Raw genomic sequence first — 25,993 nt, forward strand, 5'->3', positions numbered from 1 at the left:
GGCCCCTTGACTAGCTTACCGGCCTTCTCCCCTTCTCCCCTTTATGCTGCACGCTTTCCCTTTGAAGACCACCATGCTGCTCGTTGCCAGCGCACTCGCTTTGGCTAGTTGTGCCCACGACGAGGCCGAAATTAGGCCCACGCCCGAAGGCAGTTACAGTCGGGCCGTGGTCTACCTCGACCAAGCCCAGCCCGCCCGACATGATACGGTTTACCAAAGCGCTCACCTACAACTGTCGGCCAAACTCAACCAGGGGAGATGCGTCATTTTTTTGGTGAACCCCACCAGTCAGGACGAAGTGGGCTTTGACATCCCGCGCGCCCAAATGACGGCTACCCTCGTCGGCCGCTATCCCTTTTACGTGCCAAGCCAGGGGGCCCGCTACAGCTATTTAGCCCAAATGCCCGATAAGCCGGCCCCGGCCAGCAGAGATGCGTGGGGGTACGATAGCTCGTGGCTGCCGTCGACTGGGGCGGTCAGCGGAGCCGTTGACATTACCGCTTATGATGCCCAGCACCACGTACTTAGTGGCCGCTTCCTACTTGCGTTAACCGGCGTTTATGATCCGCGGGCGCTAAGTGGGCAGTATAAAACGCGCCGCTGTGACCTGACCTTAACGGGGACTTTCACGAATGTTCCCGTGACTGACGGGGACTAAAGTGACCCCAATTGGTGCTCGTACGCCTCGCCTGGGTGGGCTATCGCCCCTATTGCAATTGTAGTGACCGCCTCTTGCTAAGCACCTCGCTTGCTAAGCACCTCGCTTGGGCTGAACTACAAGTTCGGCTAAATCTGCGGAGTCACAGATAGCATGATTATTGAACAAAAGGGAGAAAAGACCGCCGCGACGAGGTGATGTCTTTTGTCCCTTAAAAAATGTTGCTTCTCGGACAAACCTGGGAAAAGTGGTAATTTTCTGGCAACCCAGCTGCTGCGCTTGGTTTGGTATTTTAGCAGGGATAAGCGTGTGAGAAGGGTTACTATCTTGCAGCCACATGAACACAAAAAACTTAGCAGCCGCTAGCCAAACAAAGGAGAAAGAGGTACTCATTCAAGCGATGTATCCGCTTTCTACCCTGGCGCTGACATGCAAGCGAGCTGTGCATACTGGCCTTGGGCTGCTCCTTATCGGTCGTCCTGTAGGGGTTAAAAACTGGCTAGACCATTCCATCACCTCATGGACCGCTGTGATTCTATTCCTTGTCGTATTGTTGCTGTTGTTAGCTATCCTACTGAACTACAATTATTTGTTTTCTCGCAAGGCTACTCTTCAAATCGACGCATCCCTTTCCTGGCAGGACCAGCAGGGAACCCAGTGGACGGTTCCCCTAGAGGAGGTAGAAGCGCTGGCTATTCAACACAGCAAGAAAAGTGGGGAGGTAGTACTAGACATTCGCAGCCAACAAATCAGCACGCGGGTCTTACTCTGTGAGCAGTGGCCGCTCTATACCTTCACGAAACGAGGGTATCGGGCTACGATGCGAAAAGTACAAGAAGCATTTCAGCACTATCCCGTATTTCGGGAAAAGTCTACTATTCAAGAGGTTCTTTACATCGACTAGCCCTTTTACATTCTGCAAACGACCGACTACTACTTGTAAAACGCCGCTTAACTCAGCCTCCTAGCAGAGGTGTTCGAAAAGCCTCGAAAAACAGTATTTTAGGAGCGTTTACTGTGAGCTAAATTGCTTGCAAACCTATTGGTTAACAAGTAATGAATATCTTTCACTTAGAGAACAAGATTCACCCCAAGCTAGCTGTGCAGGTAGAGCCGTGGGCCGAGGTCTACTATTTGCGTCAAGGGCAAATTCTGACATTGAAGCAACCGTCGGCATTAAAAGGGGGCTACTTCGTGGTGTTTTATGAAGCGGATTCTGTGTCGGTCTTGATAGATGGCGAATTTGATTACCCAGTAGTGCTTATTGATGGTAAACCTGCGGAGCCCTTCAATGATTTTCCCGTCTATCTGCCCCCCTTGCCCCCTTATGGATTGTAGCAAAGCGCCGCTCGCTCGAGCTTACTTAGCATAATTCACGTTATCAGACACTTTCTTGATACTAGGCGTTAATCAGCTTTAGGCTTTGGCAAGTCAATGGTCGGCAACTCTTCGCCTCGGACCTATGCTATTTGCCGGCACAAGTTTAGGACGGTGGTTCCCCTAACCAATGTGCTTTGCATGTCCTCTAGGGCTCGCAGCTTCTCCTGCACAGCTGCTCACTCTCATTAACTGGGGGGGGGTAACTAGAGTATAAGCGTGCGGCAGTGTATCATTTATCCCACTGGCTGGCTATCCCCATGGTGTGCTGTAGTATTGTGAACGCCAACCAGTGGTGGATTTAGTGGAGAAAGAGGACTCAATAGGGGTGAATAGTAACTGGTTTTGAAGAATCTCCAGACAATTAGGATGCTCTGCCTTTCCATGGAGTTGTAATGCTTGATTTACAGACACTAAGGTGTCAAAATAGCAAGTAGATTGAGGTTGTTTGGGCCAGCTATTACGTGAAGAATCTATAGGGGCTAATACGGTGAATATAGCTGATGCGAAGACGTGACTAGCTCCTGATATTAAAACTGCTTTCCAGAAGCTGTATGTAATGACCCGCAAGGCATAGGCGAGCAACAGTAGCTAAGTCGTCACATTACCGTGCGCAGTGTACCACAAAATCATGCTGTAGGCCCTTTAAAGGCTGTTTTGGCTATTCTTATAGAGAATACCCGCTTATTGCCGAGCCGCTTTCTGTCGGTTCTCCTGCCTCTTCACGCCGTCGGACACCTACCATTCCTAGAATGTTCAGGGCGTTGCTATACGAGGGGTACCCAGTCTGGAAATCGCGTTTCTTTTCATAACGCCTCCCCCCGCCCTCCTAATAGGAGCCCCCAGACGGTGCATAACTCAGCCCAAAATAGCTCTATTTGAGGAACGCCCACATAAGCTGTTTGAAAAGCGTGCTATTCCGCCCTCAGCTCTGACTCCTTTGGCGTGATACCAGGCGCATCTACCAAATCCTTCAAGGACACTTGTAGCACTAATGCCAACGATAGCAGTACTTCCAGTGTGGGAGCTGCCTGTCCTTTTTCAATACGCTGTACCGTGGGCCGGGAGATTTCAGCATAGTCTGCTAGGGCTTCTTGCGTGAGCTTACGCGCTCTTCGAAGCCGTCGGAGATGGTGGCCAAAAGCCAAGATACCGGCCGCATGTTTCACGGCGGCAAGCTCAACTCAGATGCGAAATCAAAAAGCATCTATAATGATGCATTTTGATTGAATTCTGCTTATTTTTGCCTTTGTGTCGTGCCTATGAAGAAATACCTACTGCCCCTATTCTGCCTGCTGATGCTGCGCTTGCAGGCTATTCCCCTTGAGGCGACAGAGCCCGTTGGACAATATTTTGACATGTGCCTGCTGGAAGTGCTCGATAGCGTCTGTAAAGAGGGCTTATACCACTATGCGGGCTCGTCGGGGAAGCCCAGTTCTCCCGAAGAACCCGTCACAGTCCAGTTTGAGGATATCAAAAATGAGCGACTACTCATCTATGGCTTTTCAAAAGACAAGTGCGACTTGGCCATGATGGTACTGCCGCTGACGGCATTGGAAGCGACCGTGCGCGGCTACGACCAGCAATTCCCTAGCCTGGGCAAACAGCTGTGGCGCACGCCCTACGGGCGTATCAAGGTGTCGGTCGCCATCGGTGCTGAGTCGATGCGCGAAGATCACAAGCCGCACCTACTCGTCGTGTTTGACCCCAGCCTTTAGTCCACAACTTATGCCTTACAACCCGGAATCTGTCTCGCTGGCGCCTCATTTGACGTTGGTTGTTCACTGGTCAGCCCGGGTGGCTGATTTTATCAAGGAGTGGCAACAACGCCAGATGCTCGCTCCCACCACACACCCATTGGATTTCTGGGCTGAGGCTGCGAGCACCGCCTTGAGCGATGTGCAGCAAGGCCCGCACCGGGCACTTGACGTGCTGGCCGACCTGTATCACGGCAGTCAACTACTACCCACGCCGGGCGACCTGCTCTTTATCGGGGCGCTTACGCTCAAAGTGGACCAACGCCACTTCGTGACCCAGCGGGTAGGGGGCGTGCTCCGGACGGAGGTGCAGTACTACCTAGGTGTGGAAGCCTATCGCTACGCCAACACCACGCTGCCAATACTCGCTGCCAACTGATTCGCCTTCATTGGGCCTGAGCTTTCGAATAGCCCCATTATTCACTTCTTACTACCTTTTATGTCCGCCGCCGCCCTCGCCATTAGTCCTACCCTGCGCATTCAAATCATGTGGGACAACCACTTCTTCACTCCTTTCCTGCGGTACTGCGGCCGTACGGGCGGAGCCCGCATCACGGAGGTTTCAGAGTACGAAGAGCAAGCGGCTTATGCGGAATTAGAGCCTCTAGAACAGGAATTGCAACTTATCATTTGCGCTTTCTACGCGCGCACGGGAGCCCTGCCCGTTGTCGGCGATGAGCTAACCGCCAGCAACTACTACCACTACGTGCCGACGGACGTACGAGTGGCCCGACGGGTACTTTTCATGCCACTCTCGGACCCGAACGCTGACGTCATGGAGATTATTTACTTCCTAGACTGCGAGGACATCAGGGCCTACAAATAGGCCGGAAATAAAAAATTACTAGAAGAGAGTCGTTCGCGTGCTCGCGAAGCGAAAAAGCACGCGTGGGGGTTCGGGGGCCAAGAGCCCCTGATTGAGTGGCGAGCCGGCACCTGCACTACCCATACTGGAAACCGGAAACCCCACTATACGACCTTACGGGTTTCCACTACTATTAAAAAGCCCCCACTTCCTTAACGGGGCGGGGGCTTTTAGCAGTGCTGGCCTACTGGAAAGGAGAAAACTACTTATATGACTACTTCCAGTTTCCGGTAAGCGAAAGCTCGCCGCCCAATCAGGGGCTCTTGGCCCCCGAACCCCCACGCGTGCTTTTTCGCTTCGCGAGCACGCGAACGACTCTCTTCTAGTAATTTTTTATTTCCGGCTCAATTTAGGGAGATTTCCTGCTTGGCGGGGCTGTCCATCTTACTGGATTGGTACCAGCAAGCACAGTTTGCGGTTCCCTTTCTTTTCCTGTTTTAGCGTACATAACACGCCGTTAGCATCTGGCACTTTCGTTTGCTTAGTAATAAGCTCGTCGAGCCGGTGGCCGATGGTCTTCTCACATGCCTCAAGCTTCTCGCTTAGCTGAATCTTGAGTTGGGTAACTGGCAGCGGCTTAGCCAGTAGTGCGCCTAATTCAGCGATGACCTCAGAGGGGATGGCCGTTAGCTTGCGGCCATCCAAGGCCGCTTTTTCCGCGTCCTTATCGGCCCACACCAGCTCACCTTTCTCGGCATCATACTGCACCCGGAAAGTCAGGTTCGGCGCCCCCGAACGCCGCTTGATGTACTTCATCTGCAGTACATCGCTGGGCGTACCACTGGCCGACTTTAGGAAGCCTACCTGCAGGACCGTACTAGCCTTATTCGCGCCCTCCGTACCTAAATGCCCACGGGCTTTCGAGCCGCCGGGGTTCTCGTGAATGATGCACAGAAACGTGACGTCCTGCTTATTGACCATCACGTTCAGCAGGTCGGTCAGCAGCATACTTTCCTTCGGGTCGTTGAAGTCCGCCACGCAATCGGCCAACTGGTCGAGGATAATCAGCAGGTGCCCGGCCATCCGGCCTCGAATATGGTCGAGGTACTGACGCAGGGCTTCGAGCCGATCGGTGCGTGGAATATCCAGCAGCGAGTTGTAGTCGAAGTGGGCGGGGTGCTCATGGTACGCGTACCCCGCGCGCTGCTTCATCGTTTGAATGGCCTGAATAAACTGCTCCTGCAGATTACGCTCCGTGTCCACGTAGCACACCGAATAGGGATGCTCGGGGAGGCTATCAAGGGCAAGCCCGAGGGTTTCTCCACGCAGCTCCTGTCGGGCGATGAGGATGGAGCAGATGAGTTCCGCGACCCGACTCTTGTGAGTGCCCGTTTGCCCCTGAATGAGGTTGATGGTGTGGGGCCAGATGATACCTTGCCCGTTTTGGTGCAGGATGGGTTCGGCGCGGGCGACGGTGCCCGCCACCCGCTCCCGAAGTTCCTGGCGCGTTGCCAGTAGATGGTCGAGGTACGAGTTTAAGGTAGGGGTGTCTCCTTTTTGACCCGTGCGGCGTGATGCCTTGCCGTTACCAACGGAACTTTCCAACCGGGCTTCGGGCGCCTCAGTAATATTTTTAGCGCACACGACGAGCGCCTGCTGCATCTCCTTATCTGCTTGCGTTAGCATACGGCAGCGTCCCCCATCGCTTTTTGCTGTATAGCGGCCTCCTTCGTGTGCCAGGCATATTTACGCCGATCCTCGATTTGACGAGGTGCTGGCAGCGTTACCAGCACTTCCCCGCGCTTCAAACGGGCTGTGCTAGTTCCACCAGTAAAAGCAGGGAACTGGTCGGCCTTGCACTCTGCCCATACCAGTTGAGCTCGCAGAGCTGACACCTCCGGAGCTTGCTTACCGGGTAGCACCTGTTCGTTTTGCACAGCTGCTGCCACGGCAGTCACCGCTTTGTTGGAGAGCCCTTGCATTTCCTTACGCGCGATAAAGCAGGCGCACATGTTGATAGCCGCTAGGAGCGGGACTACCAGATCTATCCCGCTTATTCCATTGCCGGAGATAGATAAACCGGCCTGCAGGAGAGCAGGCGAAGAGTCGAACTGGCTAAGTGCCGATATCATAAAATAGGCAATACACTTGTGATGGTTTAGTGGAGTTACTAATAGTTAGTGTATTATATACACAAAGGTAAAACAACATTTGCATAAACTTGAATTATTAGCGTTTCAACATATTTATTATAAAACAATTGCTTCTTACTATCCTTAAAATAATTACTTGTAAAGTAATTGGTTAGCTAAAAAGTATCACTTATTCATTGCTTTGCATTAACAAGATTATATTTTGCATTCGAATGGAATCGCACGGAATAAGTATTATATAAAACATATTCTATTTAACTGCAAATAACAAAACTATAAATCATTCTTATTCTGTAGATTATAGTCCTTTTAATGATGTATTTATAAAAAATATTAAGTATTTATTTTTTTGAAAAAAAGATTTTTTCTAAAATTTTTCAAATCTCACTTAATAGGCGGGCTATTGGAGGACTCGGGGCACGATACCCAAATTGCTTTCCCTATTGCTGTGCGAACTCAGCGACGTCCTACGCGCAAATCTTAAGCACGCCAAACAGACTCTTCATGGCCTGTAAGTGGTCTGGTTGGATGACCAGCGCCATGTTCCACGGCTGTTTCCCCCCATATTTGAGCAGCTTCTTGTGGTGGTAGGCCGCGGCGGTTAGCGACATCGTTTTGTGTGCGGCCGCCTGGGCTAATTGGTGCCGAAGCGCCGCCGGCCCTAATGCGGTAGCAATTGGCCCAGGGCGGGCTCGACCGTACTTTGATGCACACGGCGCACATAACTACCGAGTTCTTGCGTCTTCCCCTAAAGGAAGCGCAAGCCAAGCAGGTCGTGAAGTCAGCGGTAGCGATTGTGCCGCGGCACATGTTTGAAGAGGCAGAAGCTGCCGGCAACTTTATCGGTGAACTGCTTTTGGCCTTGCATCCAGCCTCTCCGCACGGCCCTTGTTAATGGGCGGAGTTTTGCAACAACAAAGGGGCCCTTATTGGATGCTTTTACTAGAGGCATTTCCAGCACGTAGAAGCACTTTTTCCGGACCTTTCTGGCTGACCCTTATTGGACTACTTATTAATAGGGCGTTTGAGTAGTTTCTCAGCCATTAGTTGCTCATTCATAGCCAGGAAGAAGGAGCACGTACACTCTAAAATTAGCTTTGCACCTAGTAGTTAGCGGCTCAAGTTTTACTATAATGAGTCTGAAAGATTAGTTCAACCGATTTTATGTGTTTTATTGGCCTTTGAAAGCTATATAAGCCTTCACATGGGCTTTTTATGACGTATAGTGACTGGAATAACCTGTTAGGTGACCAGCTTTTTAAAGCGAAACGGTTTCGACAAGAAGTTTTTTTATTTCTTGCGAAAGAGCAGGTTGTCGAGGCTGGTCGCAGATTAGCTGCAGAGATGCAGGATGCTTTTGAATTGGATAAAGATGAAACGCTGACAGATGAGTATATCTGGCGCAACTTCTTGGCCTGTGTTCGGTCAGGGCCAAATGGAGCAGGTGGCGGGAGGGTAGGGGTAGTGCAGCGTGCGTACAACTGCTATACACAGTGGCAAGGGCTGCGAGAAAAGGGAGATAATGCAGGGTCTCGCTTATTGCGTCAGAGCGGGCAAGTTTATCAGTTGCGTTACCCAACTCACTTGGCCTATTTGCTCCTGTTTACAATGCCGTTTGGAGGCGACGCTGAATTAGGAGATACTTACAGCTATTACAAGACGTTGAATCGATGGCTACATGATAACAGCTTACTGCCAGCGCATGAAACTATTAATGCCCAATATTTCAGTGGTTTAGATTCAGGTTTAGGCTGGAAGTCAATGTGGCAAGAACTGGAAGTTTGGACAATTGACGAGTGTAGTAGCCAATTAGGAGAAGTTCGTAGCAGAGCTAATAATTGGCCTAATTGGCCCTATGTCGGCTGGCCATTGGCTCAATGCTTATTGCCTCCACGAGTACTACAGCAGTTGAAAAAATTCTTTGTAGCTAGCAACTTGGTGCCAGGCATGGAAATGCCGGCAGACCGGATGCGGAAGTTATTGGAAGGTAGTAAATCAGAAATACTGACGCTTCCCCGGCTAACTCGTGAGAGTTTAGCTAATCCTACTAGCGAATTAGGAAAGAGTATTGTAGAAATGATATTAGGAGTGCTCCGAGTATGGAATGGCAGCTCTAATTACACTAGGTATAGAAAAGAGGCTACGAATAATGAAAAGATAGAAAGTGTTAAAGAGAGAGGGGATGTGGCGAGTGAAGCACTTCCTTTCCTGCAAATAGACAGGGCTTCCGAAAGGGTTACCTGGCAGCACCGGATACGCATCCGGCCCGATGTGCCCTTGCCAGACGACCTGCAACTTGTGGGTGAAAATTACCCGACTGTTTCTTGCCATGCAGCAACTCCTACGTGGTCGACGCTATTGCCAAAACTGGGCATGAGTGCGACTCGAATACTGACGGATGACAATAACAGGTGGCGCTGCATTTATCGGCCAGCGGATGTGCAGCTGTTCGTGCCGGCGAGCCGGTATCATTTGCCTAACTGGGCTCCAGCTTCCGAATTGGAACAAGGAGTTGAAATGATGCTACTCTGCCGAGAGATACCCACGGCGTACTATATCAGGAGGTGGGGCGAATCGTTCCAGGCGACTGGAGTATTTCAAGACCTAAGTGGGTATGAAGGCGTGCCAAAGGACTATTGTCTTTTCAAACTCAAGAACCCAATTGGGGTCTGCCCGGAAGTGGCCGCTTTAGCACCGACGGCAGAGGGCCGGATCGTAGCTGAAGGCGGTATACAACTGGAATATCGGCGTTACCTGATGGACTTGCTTCCGGCTTTTCGCCTGATAAATGTAGACGCAGAAGAGCCGTTGCATCTGTGCTATAACTCGGACGAGGTAACGGTTGAACTGCTGCAGGATGCAGATGATACTACCAAATGGCTTCTCCCAACTACTACGAGGTGCGGAGATGAGTTTATAGTATTCGTGCCTGGGCACAAGTTGAGCACCGATGGCCTACGGTATACACTTGCAGAATCTGCTGCCAGTGAGGAGTTACAGGAAATCAAGCGTGGACCTTACAATGACGACTTAAGGGCGCGCCCTGATGACCACGCGGGAAAGGAACACGAAATAGTCTATTACAATGGGTATCAGCTTGAATTGGCGCGGCTTTGTGTTGGTGACTTAGCAAAAACGTGGTCTTTGCCGCAGGAATGGGGTGCTAACTCGGCCACTACCGTTCTTGAGAAAATAAAGCGTCAGGTAACAGCTTACAATGCGATTTTTACGCCAGTAGTGGGTGACGAAGCATATTGCCACTCCACGCCTGGCAAAGGCAGGGATGAGTTGTTGCACCTGCTCACCACTAAGGGGCGGCTGACGCTAGAAGAGTTTTCGCGGGCATACGACTCGCTATGGCTGAGCCGGCGGCTGGAGGGCAACCAGTGGTTGCCCACAATAAGACAAAAAAGAGGCGTGATGCGGCTGTACGCCCAAATGGGATTTGGTGATTACGGATACCGGAGGGGTGCTGAACAGATAATGGCCTTACAGCCTAGCTTGCTGCCTCTTCCTACCAAAGAAGCAGCGGTGTGGCGGATGCTGCTCACTGGTGGGCGCACACCGACATTTGTGAGTGGTGTTCAGAACTATATCAAGCAGCAAGCTCCTGATATGAGCTCGCAAATACTGGGCCCTGAAGAGAGTAATCACAACCTTCTTTTGCCCGATACTATTATTCTGACTGCGCCTGCTGCGGTGGCTAAGAAGAAGTTTGAGGCTCTGGCCAATGCTTGTGGCATCCGGTATATAGGGTTTGATGCCAAGGTGCCTGTTGAACTGGTCTTATTTGCGGGGAGCTTGACGCAATACAAAAATAGGCTGGTGCCGAATGGATCTTTTGTGCGCGACGGGTGGCGCAAAAAAATATTCGACCCTTCGACCCTGAACTGGCCAGACGTAGCGGCAGATGATGAAAGCTACAAGCAGCGAAGCTGTTTACTTGAATACAACCTGAGTGATTTTGAGCGCCGGTACGCCTGGTGGCATGATGGCCAACCGTACCAAGTAGACAAAAATTGGGGGCGGTACCTAGCTCTGCAAGCGGCTAGTAGGCAGGTTATTCTTAAAGAAGGTAATGAAGTAGCTATTCCTGTGTTGGCTCCGCTGCCCGATATGCTGGCTAAGGCTCTTGTATTATTGAGCGGCAGAGCGCCAGCGATTGACAGGCGGAATTACAATGGTACATCGCGGTTATACAATGTCTACTGTCAGCCAGGCGCAGGTTTATTGATAGACCGCATAGTTAAGCACTTACACCAACACTAGTCCTAATTCTCCCACCCATGCAAGACCCTATTGGTGCTTTCGATACTATTCGTGACAATTTCATCCGGTATGTGGAAACAGCTTTTCGCACCCGGTTTGATGACATTGAAGACCGCCGCCGCAAGATGCTGCACGAGGACCGGGTGCTGTACCGGCAGCCGTGGGCGGAGCCTTTACCGGAGTACCAGGGCAGCAAAAGCCAGATAAAGCAGGAAAGCATCGAAGAGCTACTAGGGATAGAGCTGGATGGACTATTGGACACGGAGGAGCAGAAAATGTTCCGTGGTCTCGTAAAAGCAGGCTTAATCGATGCGCCAAACCGGGAGCTTTACAAGCACCAGGTTGAGATGCTAAAAACGGCTTTGCTGCGCAGGAACTGCGTTATTACGTCGGGCACTGGCTCGGGTAAAACGGAATCATTCCTGCTTCCCCTGTTTGCACAGATGGTGAAGGAAATGCACAGCTGGCCCGCGCCTAACCCAATGCCACCCTCGGCAAAAGAATGGTGGCGCAAAGGGGCTGCCGGCAGGTTGACAGCGGGTAGCACGGTAGACAAGACTACGTCTAGAGGCCGTGGGACGGGGCTGCGCCAGATAGCGCAACAGCGCGGGCACGAAACCCGCCAAGCGGCAGTACGCGCACTCATTCTGTATCCGATGAATGCGCTGGTAGAGGATCAGATGACCCGTCTGCGGCGGGCACTCGACTCTGATGAGGCAAGGGAATGGCTTGATAAAGAAGCGGCGGGTAACCGGATTCATTTTGGGCGCTACACCGGTGCTAGCCCGGTGTCGGGTGAATTGCTACATGAGGATAAGGATGGCAAGCAGGTTATCAATGAATGGAAGTTGGATGAGTTGCGGAAAGAGCTGCGGGCAGTCAGCGACAATGCAGATAGAATACAGAAGTACATTGAGGAAAAAGGCCTTAACGTACCTGGAGATGCAAAAAAGAGGGCCAAAGCAAAAGAATTAACAGCTTATTTCCCCCGTGCCGATGAAGCCGAAATGCGTTCCCGCTTCGATATGCAGGAAGCACCGCCGGACATCCTCATCACTAATTACTCGATGCTCAGCATCATGCTGATGCGTGAGTTGGATGCGCCGATATTCAATAAAACGAGGGATTGGCTAGCCTGCTTAGACTTGCCAGCCCACGAGCGGGAGGAGGCCAAGAAGAACCGCATTTTTCACTTAATAGTCGACGAACTTCACCTATATCGCGGCACTGCGGGCACGGAGGTGTCCTACCTGCTGCGCATGGTAATGGACCGCTTGGGCCTAGACCCTTATCACTCACAGCTAAGAATTCTGGCTAGCAGTGCTTCGCTGGAAACCAGTGAGGAGAAGGAAAAGGACAGCCGCGAGTTTCTGCACGACTTTTTTGGTTTTCCTAAGGATGCGGGCAAAGAAGTTTTCACGATTATCGAAGGCCAATCAATTAAGGTAGACCCGGTGGACGAGGAAACACGTCTGCTGCCGGTTGCAGCGTTTGAAAACCTGGCAAAGGTATTTGTGCCAGGCAGTGGGACTGGGCTGCAGGAAGCTGATTTGCTTGCCATTGCGAGTGACCTTAATAAGTTTAGCGGCCATGCAGCTGTAGAAGGAAGTGCGCTAAACCAACTGGCCGACGCCCTGCTAAGCGAAGAGCTACAGCTTCGCAAGCGGCTGTACGCAGCCTGTAATGTAAAAGAAGCTGATGAGAAGAAGCCGAAAATCAGGGCAGTTCCAGTACTGCCAGCTAAGGATACACTGCCGGAAGGGTTTCAGCACCTTGCTGTCTCTCTATTCGGTACGGGCCATGACTCGGAAGTATTAAGGCAAGCAATACGGGGCTTGTTCATTGTGCGGGGGCTGCTCGACCAGCCTGAGTGTACAGCTCAGGAGGAGGAAGCGCGGAATGAGGGGCGGGCGCTGCCGCGTTTCCGGTTTCACTTTTTCTTCCGCAATATCGAAGGCCTCTGGACGGCACTGCCAGCCTCTGATGAAGTTGAGTCTGACCCTGACAAACTAGAAGTAACTTGGCGGAAAGCATTTGGAAAGCTGTACCCGCAGCCTGACTTACGTACGAAATCAGGGCAGCACATTGTCGAGTCGCTGTACTGCGATAATTGTGGTAGCGTCTTTTACGGTGGCAGCCGCCTCAGCTTGCGGGAAGCAACCGATGGCCAGCTAGATTTTCAGATGCTTACTGTCAGTCCAGAGATTGAGGGCATACCTGAAAAGTCTGCGGAAGTCTTAGTAGAGCGGCGCAGCTACCGTGACTACGCAGTATTCTGGCCAAAAGCAGGTCAGCAGTACACGCGCCATGAACGGGGTAGCGGCCACCCTTGGGGGGCTCGGGCCACGCAATTTCCTTGGACTCAGCCTGGCATTGGGGAGCAGCGGCCAGAAAATGAGGCGCTTTGGGTAGAAGCTGCTATCGATAGCCGGTCGGGCAACGTGCGCATGGGGCCAGTTGAGGAGCACGGTGCAGAGGGTGGCCCGGATTGGGTAGAAGGACTATTATTTACGGTTGCGCCTACAGGCGGCAGCAATGAAGAAACCCTGACGACTGTGCAAGCAATGCCCGCGGTATGCCCGTCATGTGGGGTATGCCATGAGGTAGTAGGGCCGCGCAATCAGCCCGTAGGCCGGCGAAAAACAAGTTCTGTACGCGGGTTCCGTACGGGTTTCGCCCAAACCAGCCAAACCTTCGCTAAGGAGTTAATGATGCAACTGCCGGCCGACGTGGAAGGGGCTCGTAAGCTGGTACTGTTTTCCGATAGCCGGGAAGATGCTGCTCAGGCAGCCAACAACATCGAGCGCACCCACTACAAATTTTTGCTGCGCGAACTGGTGGCTGACCACTTGCTGCACCAGGTGGCGATTGGCAAACGGATGCTGGCGGGCCTTGAGCAAATACCAGCTTTATCCGAGGATGGTAAAAAGCAGTTGGAAGCGCTAAATCCAGACTTGTACGATAAAATTGATACCTGGCTAGATGATATTGATTACTCGGGTGATAAGCCTGAACGCAAACGCCGGGCAGCTGAGGCGCAGCAGAATCTAGAAAAAGTCCGGAAAGCCCGGATTCCGGTACGTGACCTTACTGATGACCTAAATTCTGGCAAGGGAGAGCTAGTGCGGCGATTCCTCAACCTTGGTATTAATCCGGGCGGTAATGCCCGGCAGATGCAAGAAATGCCTGCTGATGAGGGCAAGGGCCCCTGGTATAATGGCGTGAGTTTTGATGGCCTACCGACGCCAGCGTGGCGAGGCGACTATCCAATTCTCCAGACTCACATTAGGCAGGAGCTAGCCAGTAACGTGGCCGATTTGCTATTTCGGCGTCTGTTTTACTCCCTAGAGGCATCGGGCCTAGGGATGGTGCGGGTGCTAGCTGGGGATGGTGGTGCGAGCAAGTTAGTTGAACGCTTGTGTGAACAGCTGCCAGTTCCGCTACAGAAGCACACGGAAGATTTACTGAGCAGTGTAGTTCGTATTCTAGGCGATAAGTATCGTTACGAGCCAGGCGGTTATCCTAGAGAAACAACTTTTGACACGGGAACTGACTTTGTGCGGCCAGTGCGCAAGTATATAGAGGAGGTAGTGACTCTACACGCGCCAGGCGCCAACTTCACTCAAGTTCTGGACAACATAAAAGAATGTCTGCAGGGCGCGGGCCACGCGGTGCTGGATGACTTCGGCAACGTTTTGGTAGGCGAGCTTTGGCTGGAAGCCATTACCGAGCACAGCCCGGTTTGGGTCTGCTCCAATTGCAAACGCCCACATCTACACTGGGCCGCTGGGGTATGCACCTCTTGTCGGACTCATCTCAGCAAAGCGCCTGATAAAGACTGCAGGTTCCTGTGGAACCGCAACTATCTAGCCTACCACGCGGCAGTGCAGCCGCGGGAGTCTATCCGGTTGCACTGTGAAGAATTAACTGGGCAAACAGACGACCAGTTTGAACGCCAGCGGCACTTCCGGGATGTGATTCTGCAAGATGAAGGGCCAGCTAAAATTCGCACAATCGACCTGCTGAGCGTTACAACAACCTTGGAGGTAGGCGTAGACATTGGTGCACTACAGGCAGTGATGCTGGCGAATATGCCGCCGCAACGATTTAACTACCAGCAGCGAGTCGGGCGAGCCGGCCGCCGCGGGCAGGCGTACTCGGTGGCCTTTACTTTTTGCCGGGGGCGTAGCCACGATGAGTTCTACTTCGCTAACCCACACAAAATAACGGGCGACGATGCGCCCACGCCCTTCCTAGCAATGAACCAGCCGCGCATTATGCGGCGGGTATTAGCTAAAGCAATATTGCGAGACGCCTTCTGCGCGACTGACGTATCTGGTGGCGGGATTCACGGTGAATTCGGCGACTTTGCGGATTGGGTTAGGCTGCAACTTACCTTAGAAAGATGGGTTGCCAGCAACCAGGCAAGAATTGAACAGTTGCTGGACTTGTTCATGCCGAACCCGGACCTTGCACTAAGGGTAAAGCTCCTGAATTGGGTGATGGGCACTGGCAAGGATGACTTGCTACAGCAGGCGCAGGCAGTACTAGCGAGTACTGCGCTGCCGGGCGACAAGCCTTCGGAGAAGCTTGCGCAAGGTGGTATACTGCCAATGTTTGGGATGCCCACAACGGTCCGCGACCTGTTTTTAGGCTTTAAGCGGACGGGCAAGGGTAAATGGCTCAAACCGAAAATTGACCGCGCCCTGGACCTGGCAATTTATGAGTTTGCGCCAGGAGCCCAAAAGATGAAGGATAAAGAGGTGCACATGGCGATTGGGTTCACCTCGGAAATCGAGGAGAAAGATAATCAAAATGGTAACCGCGTCCTAAGCAACCGAGTTGGAGATGGAATCAGCGCCTTTACTACCCGCAAATGGATGTTGCAGTGTCCAGAGTGCTCGTTCTGCAAGACTTATGAACTGGACCAGATGCCAGCGCTTGTGTGCCCGGTTGATACCTGCGGCGCTGACTTGACACCTGGAGACCCGGAGACCGGACCGTTCCACGTTTTTCAAATAGGCTCACCCCGTGCCTTCCGCACCGCTTATACTGGCGGCCGGGACGAGCGGGAAACGGTCGATTCATTTGGCCAGCGCCCGCCCCTGCTAGCCGAGCAGGAAACCGGCCCTGATGCTAACATCAGTGAGCATGAACGTAACAACGCCCGGTTCTGCTTATCCGATGCTGATACAACCTGGCGGTTGAACAAAGGCCCACGGGAAGCGCTGTTTCGCGGGCATGTGTATCCCAATGGCTCCAACACCCGGGAACAGCCTAAAAAAAGCACTCTCTGGTTTAAGGAACAATGGCTGATGAGCCCGGACAGCCTGTGGGGCACTCCAGTCAACGAGGGATACGCAATCAATTACCGGAACCCTGGACCGGAAGAGAGACTGGCATTAGCAGCTAACAAAAAGACGGAGGTTCTGCGTTTGCAGCCAGTCAGCGTACCACTGGCACTCAACCTAGCACTAGACCACCGAGAAAGAGGGCGGCAGGCGCACGGGCTAAAAGCGGCTTATTACTCGGCGGCCTTTCTACTGCAGCGGGCGATGGCTGACCGACTGGACGTGGAGCCAGCAGAAATTGAAATCGCTGGAATTACACAAGTATTACTTGGCGAGGAGGATAGCCCTCGCTACGTAGGGCAAGTTGTTCTATGCGATGCTCTACCAAACGGCTCAGGTTTCGTGCGGCAGATGCACGAAGAACTGAGCGTTGCGAACGACAAGTACAGCTTGCTGGACGAGGTGCTGAACCCGACTGAGTCAGGTAGCTACCTAACTAAAATTCAGGCTACTAAACACATAAAAGGTGATGCAGGCGGCGTGAATGAGGGCTGCAATAGTGCTTGTTATGATTGCCTGAAGGGCTACCGTAACATGAGTTACCATGCTCTATTAGACTGGCGGTTAGCATTGTCCTTATTGCGGATAATGAACGACAAACAGGAAATGGACGAGAAGGAATACCTAGCCGGAACAGATGGCAATTTCAATTGGATTGAGTTGCGAGACTGGCCTGCTCAGGCGCAAGACTGGCTCAAGTCGTTCAATGCCAGCTTCGGCACCGATGGGCAGCAGTTGGGGGAAATAGAACTGCTCGGAACTGGCAGCAGCCAGGTACCGGTGTTGGTGTGGGGGCCTAGCCGTGACCGCAAGGTGGCCGTCGTGGTGCATCCTTTCTGGGACTTGCAGGCACAGACGGAAGACAACTGGCTGAGCGAGGTATTGGCGGAAGCGCATAGCCTTGCTGGTGCCAGTGGCCGGGTTCAGTTCCTCGATAGCTTCAACCTAGCCCGGCGGCCCGGCAAGTGCTACGAATGGCTGATAAAGGGGGAAAACACTATTAATCTGTAAGCAGGATGTCAGACAAGCAATGGCAACTGTCGCCCAGCCAGTTTAGCCAGGTGCAGCAGTGTGGCTACCGCTACTTGCTGAAGATGTCAGGTGCGCCGGCGCTGCCTGTCGGTGGAGCGGCAGTGCTTGGGCTTGTGCTACACGGTATTCTGGAAACTCACGCCCACCGGCCATTTGCTGATGTAGAGAGCTTTGAGCAGGAATGGCAGCAGCAAATTAGCAAGCAGGAACAGCGTTTAGCAGCGAATCCAGTGACGGCCGCATTGGTACCTTTAGCACGAAGCGTACGCAATTATGCCGTTAAGAAGGCTGCCTTGCGCCGTTCTATTATTGGCAGTATGCCCCCGCAACGTGTGGAACACCTGCTCCCCTCATTTGTGAGTACAGGGCTGCCCAAAGCGGAAACCAAGCTGGGTATAGAAATTGAACTGGGTAAGGAAGGACGCATCACCGGGCGGGCCGACCTCATCCGCCGGTTTGCGGGCGGGATTGAAATAGTAGACTATAAGACCGGGAGGTTTGCTGCGAGTAATGGCGGGAGTTTGCCCGTAGCTAAGCCAGAGTATGCTCAGCAGCTCCAGCTATATGCAGCGATGTACCAGGCAGAAACGGGACACTGGCCTGCACGGGGTCTGTTGCTCGGTTTGGCCAGTGGTGAAGTAACTGTGTCCTTCGAGCCAACAGAATGCTTGGGCTTGCTGAAGCAAGCGAATGAGTTGCTTAATACTTTAGAGGAAGCAGCGATGGCCGGGACGGGCTCTGCCCTGGCTCGCCCGGCTCCGGAAATATGTCGGCTGTGCTCCTATAGGCCAAACTGTAGCCCTTACTTATCACTTTTATCTTTGGCTGGCGGGGTGCTTGGGTCTGATGTAATGGGCCAGTTGAATAGCTCCAGACCCAGGAGCAACCGCTTGAATCTGTCGGTGGCTACTGAGACAGGCCCAGTGAGCATTCAGGCGGTAGGGGGTGCCGTTGGCCGTTTGGCGGCGGAAGCAGCTGATGGCCTGGGGAAAAGAGTAGCAGTTTTTGGAGTGCGCCAGACGCCGGGAACCCGTACTTTTACAGCAGGGCCAACTACAGTGATTTATACAGTGGACGAGGATTTGATAACGATTTAACGACAAGTATTTTGGCTAAGAAACAGGTCGCCGCGAAAGCAGAGACACCCGCTGAAATTATGCCAGTATTATCGTTTTTTACAGGCGGTGGGCTGATGGATATGGGGTTTGAGAACGCTGGGTTTCCAGCAGCTTGGACTAATGAGATGGACCCGGTTTTCGCCAAGCTGTATGCGGCGGGCATGACTTCGTGGCGGCAGGCGAAGAATCCGGAAAGCGAACCAGTGCAAATTTCTGCAGTGGGGAAGTTGCTAGACTTAGGTGGGGAAGACACTATTTTGCGCAATGCTTTTCCAGATGGAAAGCCAAAGTTTTTCGGGCTGATAGGGGGGCCACCGTGTCAGGATTTTAGCAGCGCAGGGCTACGGGCAGGCTTTGATGGCTGGCGGGGCGACGTTACGCACCATTACTGTTTGCATATTATTTGTATGCGGCCAGCATTTTTTGTAATGGAGAATGTGACGGGTCTGCTAGAAAAAAAGCACCGGGCAGAATTTAAGGCGTTGTGCCAGTTTTTGAGCGATGACTACGTAATAGATTATGCTAAGCTGAACTCACTCGACTATGGCGTTCCCCAAAGCCGGGAACGGTTGTTTCTGATTGGGCTACGCAAAGATTTGCTCACTCCATCTGCTGCAGAACAATTTGCACAAAATCCACCAAAAACTGGGTGGGCTAGTTGGGATTCGGAGAAAATCTATGTAAAAGCTCAACGGGGATACGAATGGCCTAAAACGGAAAAAGCAGGTGCCACTCCTACGCGGCCGTCGGATGAAAAGCAGTATGCTTTGTGTGTGGACAGATGCCTGGTTCCACCTGCTCAGGAAGAATTATTGGCGAACGCTACAGAGCGGTTCAACCTTCTCTCCCAAAAGCCAGCAACGATAGAAGAGGGTAATGTAGCTAACCGCTCATTCAAAAGGCTGCATCGGTATCGATTCAGTCCAACAGCCTGCTACGGTAACAACGAAGTCCATTTGCATCCCTACAATGGCAAAAGGTTGTCAGTGCGGGAAGTGCTACGTATCCAGGGCGTAGAAGACACTTATAAACTCCCAACCGAGCTAGGCCTGCTAACGAAGAAATTCAAGATGATTTGCAACGGAGTACCAGTGCCACTTGCATACGGGGTGGCCCAGACGGTAGCCCGTATTCTACGCGTTTATTGTGGTATTCAGGCTGTTGTTAAAGATGAAGTAAGGCCTAGCGCACAGAAAATCAATAGGCCCCGTGTTGTATATAAGGCAGCATTAGCCATCTAAGCAAAACGCAAGGATGTTAGATACTAAGCAGTACAAGGCTGATCTCCTCTATGCTCCATACAAGTTATAAGCAAAGCAACTAGGGATGAATACAAAAGGGTCACTACCGTTGCAGGTGGTGGCTCTTTTACGTTCGGAGAAAAGCTTACTCAGCGTACATGCCGACCGGGCCACCCTGGTAGTGCTGACGCAGGTAATTAGCTGCGTCGCGGGAGTATTCTTCTAGCCGTCCCTCGGTAACAATCTGCTTGGGGGCAATAGTAGCGTTCAAAATCTCCACAGCCTTGTCAAAGGCCGGGAAAAGTCTGCGGTCGGTGGGAAGGGCTAGCAATAGGTCGAAGCGGTACTTCTCGGCCTCAGCTATAGGAGCTAGCAGATGAAGCCAGCCGTGGGTATACACCGCTTTACGGTTGATTTCTCCGGCGTCGGCCAAATCAAAGCTGATGGGCTTGATGTAATTTTCGGTGCCGTTTTGCCATACGTAGTCGAAGCGGATGGCAGTGGCCGCGGCGCGCACCTCGACGTTACGACGCAGTAGCTGGAAGACTCCAGCGTCGTGTGCTTCCAAGTTTCGACGGAAGTGACTGATTATAAAAGATTCGCGCTTATGCTGGCCGCTGCGGGGCGCGGGCTGGGTTTCGGAAAAATACAGCTCGTAGTATTGGTCGGCCACTAGTTGAGGGTCGTCATCTACCTCAACTACGGCTTTGGTGAGGGGGCCAAAGCGTAGCACAGTAGCATCGACGGGCACTAACTCACGGGTAATGAAAGCCGCATACTGTTCAGGGCTAAGCTGGTTGACTAGCTCGGTATTAGCGCGGGCTACGCATTTGTCAAAGCTATCGAGGTAGGTGAGAAGCTGGCGCTCGGAGAACGACTTGTAGAGGTTGCGCAAACGTTTAAAGTTAGCTGGGTGCCGAAATTCCAGCCGCCCCTGCTCCGGGAAGCAAAGCAAAATGCCTACATTCACCTCCTCCCCGAGGAAAGGAGAATGTACATATTTGAGCAGGTTGAAATAAATCGTGTTCACGAGAGGGTTTGACGAAGCAAGGCTGCAAATTGCTCAGCATTGGCCTTTTGGTAACAAAGGTACTCGAAGAATAAATCGAAGTCCGGTAGGGAGCAATCTAGCTCGGCAAGCTGCTGGTGGTACGGTAGAATCTGTTGGGGGTTGAGGCTGCGCAGGTACTCGGTAAAGGTGCCAAAGGCCGTCGCATTGGAAGCGGGACCACGGGCTTTTAAGGGAGCATAGAACAGGTGCCGGCGGTATAGATGTTCCCAGCGTCCGTCTAACAAATTACTGAAAGCCTGACGAATACCAGAGAGGGAAAGCTCATGGTCAATGAGAATAGCCTCATCATCGTCGGGCATGAGCAGATTAGGCTTGTCGGGGCGGCGGTCGGTATTAAGGATGAGGTTATCGAAGCCGTAGATGGTTTCCATCTCGTATGCTTCAAGCTTTTTGAGGGGCAACGACCGAGAGTAGGCGTAAGGGCCTTCTACTAGGCGGCAGCCAAACAGCAGGCCGGGCGCGACGTCGACCAGCTGGCGCTGCTGCGGCTCGCCAAGGGTGGCGCGGAAAGCTGGGGAAAAATCAATTAGAGCTGGCTCGGGGCGCGGCAGGTCAAACATCTCAGCCAGCACGGAGCCGAAAACTTCGGCAGCCAAGTGCGGGTGCTGGTCGAGGTGGGAGGCACGGAATAGCTTTACTACGAAGGGCTGCAGCTTGCGGCTTGCGCTATCTCGCACATACACGGCCCACGGTCGGGTCCCGCCGCCCGGCATCAGGCCATTAAAAGAAACGGCGGAATAGATGGGGAGCAAGCGCAGTCGGTAGGAAGATGGGCCGGCAAGTTCAGAATAAAACGTTCAAATAGCACCTTTATCTTATCCCCTAACTATCAGCACTGTCCCACGAAGCACCGCATCTTCATCCTCTGCCTCAAAAGCCACCCCTGATATCTCAGTCACCGCTACCATAGCTGAAAGATTGACCTCTCCTTCACTGTCAAATATCGAGTACGCTACGTATCCTGGCCCGCTGGCCAGTACATCCACCAATTCCGGTGTACAATCTAGTAGTACTGCTACCCTTTCTAGTACCTGCGCGAAACCTGCCTGCACGCTCAGCCCATCAGATTCTATTGTCTGTGGTAGCTGCTGCGGCAAATACAGAAGTGCGTTCATTCGCGGGGTAAAATTAGTGGAACGGCAAATTTCACCATTGTTAGTCAAAGTATAGCGGCTCCTTATCACAACCGTCGTTATTTGCATCTTTTGACCCCCTTGTAACATGAAGGAACTTATCTCCTGCCTCCATAAGGTAGCAGCTGTTAACCAGCGAGTAGAGCATGAGAACCGTCTAGTTAATCGCTACACCGCCCGCGATTTTACGCCTTTCCGATTTATATCGTGGAGCGAAGTGCCATCTACACACATGCTGGCCTTTTTTCTCGACCCCGATGAAGACCACGGCCAGGGCCCAATATTCCAGGAGCTGTTCATTGAGGAGTTACAAAAGCTATTACCCGCCGGTATTCAACTGCCTAAGACTCGGTGGCTTGTTGAGCCGGAACGCCGCCACACCGACTACGGCCAGTTAGACTTGCTCCTGAGTTCGGCCGACCGAACATTTGGCATCTGTCTCGAAAACAAGCCACGAGACCAAACCCGGGACCAGCCCCGGCAGCTGACTTCTTATCGCGAATTACTATTACATCGGCACCAGCAACGATATCTGCTACTCTATCTCAGCCGAGAGAAGCGCGAGCCAAGCCACGACAGCCTCGACCCAAAGCTTCTGCAAGAGTTGACAGCCGACGGCCATTACCTCAACCTGACTTACCGCAACTTCATCCTAGCCCTATTGGACAGTTGGTACCAAAACGTCCACCCCGAAAGCCTGCGCATTTTCCTGCGTCAGTTCCGCCACCAAGTAGAGCAATGGCTACAGTTTGAGAGCACAAAACCCGCCCAGCTTATGCAAGACCAGGAAATCGCTGCTACACTAGCTTCTTCGCCGGCTTATGTTCAAACTGCGTTTGACATTCAAGGGGCCCTCAGTGCCTTGCGCGCCCAGTTACTAGACCAACTTTCAAAAAGTCTGACTGCACGAGCTACTGGCCTGATAGGCGACTCTCATTGGAAGGATATTGGGTTTCTAAATACGACCCCTGCTAAACCCTTCTTGTTACGCCGCCCCTCTCCCAATGGCTCACCCCAATCATTACCTTGGGGACGATATGCTATTGGCTTGGAGTTCGATGGAAAAAGATTGTTTTACGGCATTCGCTTTGACAAAGCAAACTGGTACCAAGATGATACCACAGCAGAAGAGTCTTGGAGCCCAGAAGCTCCAACAGCATTCGGCACTCTACTAGGCACTGGTGCAAGGCCCTGGTCATGGTGGGTGTGGTGGGATTGGGTTGGTCCAGAAACCGACCAGGATTTATACCCTAAAATCGCTGAAGGCAAAGTATTAGAAGAACTTGTCTCAAAAATTGGTAGCCTTACCACCGCTCTTGACAGCTACTGCGGAAGTAGCTAGATTGAAGTTCATTTTTGATGTACTGGTTTTTTGCGGGGCTACTACTCGGCTGACACGGCTGCATGTGGTGCTGTGCCTTCAGGTGGTGTAGCTGGCTACGCTTGTATCGGCAGCCCCACGCAGTTGTAGCAGAATGAGCTCTACGATGCACTCTGCATCATTTTCACCGTCCCCAGTGTCATCTTCGTTAGGGGGTAGCTGTGCGCTTGGGAGTGGGGAGCAGCTAGGTGACTGTGCTGCTCCTTGGATGGTATTTTGTATCCAATTTACATCACGCACTATCCGTTCATCCACTGTTACACAACTTGGGCCGCTACTTATAGAGTGTCCTTGCGCGAGGACCTGCCCGCAGCGGCGATGGTGTATCTAGCGGTAGCGAATCTTGCTTATGTTTGCTTGAAGTTTTTCGATAATTCAATGCGTAAGTAGTTGATGAATAATATACTATTTTGTGAAATTGAAGCTTAAAAAAAGGCTGGCGCATCAAACCCGCGCTAACTGAGCAAACTAGTATTCGCCACGTTTATTTCAAATACTTATGCCAGTAAATATTATTCTGAAAGGTCAGCAGGATACTGACGAATATAAAGCTGGATTAAAGCTGAAAGGTATTTTTGAAAATTCTATTCCTCAAAAGGCTGAGGGGGATATCCTTATTGTCTCTAATGTTACACTCTTTGGTCAAGAAGTCAAAGATATCGACATCGTAGTTACGGCTAAAGTCAAAGGATTATGGAATAAACTAAAATTTAGACCTAAAGGCGAATTTTCATATGTAGATGAAGGTGTTACGTTTTGGAGCTTTTGCTTTGTGATAGAATTAAAAAAGCACAGGGCTACCGAGGTGAAGATAGGTACAATGAATAATGTTCTTGTCTCCTATAACGGAAAATTACATGATGCTACTTATCAGAACGAAAAGCAGAAATATTCGTTGGTAAGGTATTTTAAAAACATAGATGAAGTCAAAAAAAATGTTTTTATTTCAAATTTTATTTGGCTTAGTAATGTAGATTCAAAAGAGTTAATAATTATCAAAAAACCTGGCGAACATAATATTTTGCCAAGTGATTTTAGTATGCAATGGTTATTAATGCTACTACTTTCGCAAAACAAGCCATACAAGAAAATTAAAAATGGTAACGCCTATTGGAACTGCAATAGCTTTCTTAACGATGAGCTAAGTATTGATGATTTTAAAAAGGCCTTTGATTTATTTGAGAATGTCAAGAAAAATGTTGGTAAAATAACGCGGCAGCATTTTGAGAGAATATCAAAACGAATACTAAAAGAGCAAAAATATGCCGAAGCTATACTAGATAATTCAGATAAAGGTGGGAAATTTGTTATTATTCAAGGTAAGGCAGGCACGGGTAAAACTGTCAAAATATTAAATATTGCTTGTGACTTGTGCATCAATTATGGACATAGGTGTTTAATACTAACTTATAATTTTACCCTTGTTGCTGATATAAAACGCACTCTCACCTTAGCACATATTCCTGACGGGATAGGAAGAGAGAGCGTAGGAATAATGACTTTATTTAAATTCTTTATAGACTTATTTGAGGCATTTGGCATATATTCGGGAGAAAATATGTTAGATGATGCTGCATTTTTTGCACACTATCCTAAATACTGTCAGGAGCTTTCCGAATTTATAAAAGCAAATAAGCAGAACTACACTGAAGTTGAGGATTTTATGCAGCAAAATCACCAGTTGATTAGCTGGGATTATATTTTAATTGACGAAGCACAAGATTGGAACCCGTTTGAAGTAGACATACTTTATTCTATATTTGGACCTTCAAGAATAGTAATTGCTCAAGCACCTGATCAAAAAGTAAGAGGAAGTAATAACCCGTATTGGATTAAGCCTAAGTGGAGACTTCATAAAGATTTTGAACAAACTAATGAAAAGAAGTCCTTTAGACAGAAGAGTAATCTTGTGGGTTTTGTAAATCAGTTTGCAGAGAAAGTAGGTTTATCTTGGGAGTTAGAGCCTAATGAATTATTTACGGGTGGAAGAGTAATTATTACTTCTAAATATGATATAGATTTGCATAATGAATTGTATGAGGATTGCTTGTCCAGTGGAAATAAAGCATATGAAATGCTTTTTTTAGTTCCGCCATCGAGGATAGTTACTGATGGAACCGAGGAAATTAAATTTAAAAAACATAAAGATGATAAAGAGTTCTTCACTAAGCTAATAAAAGTAAGACACTGTAACTTAGTTGATGAATTTTCCGGTAAAATAGACTTCTGGGACGGAACTAATAAAGAGCTAAGAAGGAACTATCCAGTTAAAATTGACCAGCATAGATTAATTCAGTATGAATCATGTCGTGGTCTTGAAGGTTGGACGGTTGTTTGCATCGAATTAGATGAATTAATTAAGTATTTGGATAATAAATATCAAGATGATGAAGTAGCAAATGAACTTGCTCTCGATTCTCTAGAAGAACGCCGTAATAGGTACACATACATGTGGACACTTATTCCTTTGACAAGAGCAATAGATACACTTGTAATAACACTAAAGGATAAAAATAGCCCAATTGCTAAAAAGCTCTATGAGCTTTATAAGCACAATTCAGACTTCGTTGAATGGCGATAAGATGGTTCGCCACATACAAAATCCCATTCTGTATACTTCCTGTGCGCTTCTCCATTGAAGGAACC

Annotated in this window: 18 protein-coding genes; 12 read left to right on the forward strand and 6 right to left on the reverse strand. The window is 50.7% G+C overall.

The window, feature by feature from the left end; all coding sequences use genetic code 11:
• The first annotated feature begins 43 nt into the window (after positions 1–43).
• The 3 genes from ACFSDX_RS18435 (at position 44) to ACFSDX_RS18445 (ending at position 1,996) form a co-directional block, all read left to right on the forward strand.
• Positions 44–658: a hypothetical protein gene (locus ACFSDX_RS18435; RefSeq protein WP_382316224.1), complete on the forward strand. Its 615-nt coding sequence runs from the start codon at positions 44–46 to the stop codon at positions 656–658.
• A 337-nt stretch (positions 659–995) separates the two neighbouring features.
• On the forward strand, positions 996–1,562 hold the full coding sequence (locus ACFSDX_RS18440) for a hypothetical protein (RefSeq protein WP_382316226.1): 567 nt from the start codon (positions 996–998) through the stop codon (positions 1,560–1,562).
• A gap of 152 nt (positions 1,563–1,714) precedes the next feature.
• A complete protein-coding gene (locus ACFSDX_RS18445; RefSeq protein WP_382316228.1) occupies positions 1,715–1,996 on the forward strand; it encodes a hypothetical protein in 282 nt (93 codons plus the stop codon).
• Positions 1,997–2,949: 953 nt separating this feature from the next.
• Here ACFSDX_RS18445 and ACFSDX_RS18450 read toward each other — a convergent pair.
• On the reverse strand, positions 2,950–3,204 hold the full coding sequence (locus tag ACFSDX_RS18450) for a helix-turn-helix transcriptional regulator (protein ID WP_382316230.1): 255 nt from the start codon (positions 3,202–3,204) through the stop codon (positions 2,950–2,952).
• Between the two features lie 93 nt (positions 3,205–3,297).
• Here ACFSDX_RS18450 and ACFSDX_RS18455 point away from each other — a divergent pair, with 93 nt between their 5' ends.
• From ACFSDX_RS18455 to ACFSDX_RS18465, 3 genes are read left to right on the forward strand one after another with little or no spacing between them, the layout of a single operon-like run.
• Positions 3,298–3,753 carry a hypothetical protein gene (locus ACFSDX_RS18455; protein WP_382316232.1) on the forward strand — a complete coding sequence of 152 codons (456 nt, stop codon included), beginning with the start codon at positions 3,298–3,300 and terminating at the stop codon, positions 3,751–3,753.
• Between the two features lie 10 nt (positions 3,754–3,763).
• Positions 3,764–4,171, forward strand: coding sequence for a hypothetical protein (locus ACFSDX_RS18460; protein WP_382316234.1), 408 nt, complete (start codon positions 3,764–3,766; stop codon positions 4,169–4,171).
• 60 nt (positions 4,172–4,231) lie between these two features.
• Positions 4,232–4,618, forward strand: coding sequence for a hypothetical protein (locus tag ACFSDX_RS18465; RefSeq protein WP_382316236.1), 387 nt, complete (start codon positions 4,232–4,234; stop codon positions 4,616–4,618).
• A gap of 423 nt (positions 4,619–5,041) precedes the next feature.
• Here ACFSDX_RS18465 and ACFSDX_RS18470 read toward each other — a convergent pair whose 3' ends face one another.
• Together ACFSDX_RS18470 and ACFSDX_RS18475 are read right to left on the reverse strand one after the other, a co-directional pair.
• Positions 5,042–6,283: a hypothetical protein gene (locus ACFSDX_RS18470; protein ID WP_382316238.1), complete on the reverse strand. Its 1,242-nt coding sequence runs from the start codon at positions 6,281–6,283 to the stop codon at positions 5,042–5,044.
• Positions 6,277–6,729, reverse strand: a complete 453-nt coding sequence (locus tag ACFSDX_RS18475; protein ID WP_382316240.1) for a hypothetical protein — start codon at positions 6,727–6,729, stop codon at positions 6,277–6,279. The genes ACFSDX_RS18470 and ACFSDX_RS18475 overlap by 7 nt, the downstream gene beginning before the upstream one ends.
• 1,236 nt (positions 6,730–7,965) lie before the next feature.
• Between ACFSDX_RS18475 and ACFSDX_RS18480 the strand changes: the two genes are divergently transcribed.
• Genes ACFSDX_RS18480 through ACFSDX_RS18495 form a run of 4 tightly spaced genes read left to right on the forward strand, consistent with a single transcriptional unit; the run spans position 7,966 to position 19,761 of the window.
• Positions 7,966–11,019 (forward strand): hypothetical protein, encoded by a 3,054-nt coding sequence (locus ACFSDX_RS18480; protein ID WP_382316241.1) that lies wholly within the window; start codon positions 7,966–7,968, stop codon positions 11,017–11,019.
• A 17-nt stretch (positions 11,020–11,036) separates the two neighbouring features.
• Positions 11,037–17,381, forward strand: a complete 6,345-nt coding sequence (locus ACFSDX_RS18485) for a DEAD/DEAH box helicase (protein ID WP_382316243.1) — start codon at positions 11,037–11,039, stop codon at positions 17,379–17,381.
• A 5-nt stretch (positions 17,382–17,386) separates the two neighbouring features.
• Positions 17,387–18,499 carry a RecB family exonuclease gene (locus ACFSDX_RS18490; protein WP_382316246.1) on the forward strand — a complete coding sequence of 371 codons (1,113 nt, stop codon included), beginning with the start codon at positions 17,387–17,389 and terminating at the stop codon, positions 18,497–18,499.
• 11 nt (positions 18,500–18,510) lie between these two features.
• A complete protein-coding gene (locus ACFSDX_RS18495; protein ID WP_382316248.1) occupies positions 18,511–19,761 on the forward strand; it encodes a DNA cytosine methyltransferase in 1,251 nt (416 codons plus the stop codon).
• Positions 19,762–19,906: 145 nt separating this feature from the next.
• Here ACFSDX_RS18495 and ACFSDX_RS18500 read toward each other — a convergent pair whose 3' ends face one another.
• The 3 genes from ACFSDX_RS18500 to ACFSDX_RS18510 form a co-directional block, all read right to left on the reverse strand.
• The gene (locus ACFSDX_RS18500; RefSeq protein ID WP_382316250.1) at positions 19,907–20,791 is read right to left on the reverse strand and encodes a DUF3037 domain-containing protein; all 885 of its coding nucleotides are present in this window, start codon (positions 20,789–20,791) and stop codon (positions 19,907–19,909) included.
• Entirely contained in the window at positions 20,788–21,585 is a 798-nt protein-coding gene (locus ACFSDX_RS18505; protein WP_382316252.1) for a HipA family kinase, read from the reverse strand. The genes ACFSDX_RS18500 and ACFSDX_RS18505 overlap by 4 nt, the downstream gene beginning before the upstream one ends.
• Positions 21,586–21,648: 63 nt before the next feature.
• Positions 21,649–21,948: a hypothetical protein gene (locus tag ACFSDX_RS18510; protein WP_382316254.1), complete on the reverse strand. Its 300-nt coding sequence runs from the start codon at positions 21,946–21,948 to the stop codon at positions 21,649–21,651.
• Positions 21,949–22,054: 106 nt separating this feature from the next.
• On the opposite strand from ACFSDX_RS18510, the gene ACFSDX_RS18515 reads away from it, so the two are divergent.
• Positions 22,055–23,308: a PD-(D/E)XK nuclease family protein gene (locus ACFSDX_RS18515; RefSeq protein ID WP_382316256.1), complete on the forward strand. Its 1,254-nt coding sequence runs from the start codon at positions 22,055–22,057 to the stop codon at positions 23,306–23,308.
• 538 nt (positions 23,309–23,846) lie between these two features.
• Positions 23,847–25,928, forward strand: coding sequence for a DEAD/DEAH box helicase (locus ACFSDX_RS18520; protein WP_382316258.1), 2,082 nt, complete (start codon positions 23,847–23,849; stop codon positions 25,926–25,928).
• Positions 25,929–25,993: the final 65 nt, after the last annotated feature.

The sequence above is a fragment of the Hymenobacter bucti genome, from assembly GCF_042681145.1.
GTDB classification, from domain to species: Bacteria; Bacteroidota; Bacteroidia; order Cytophagales; family Hymenobacteraceae; genus Hymenobacter; species Hymenobacter bucti.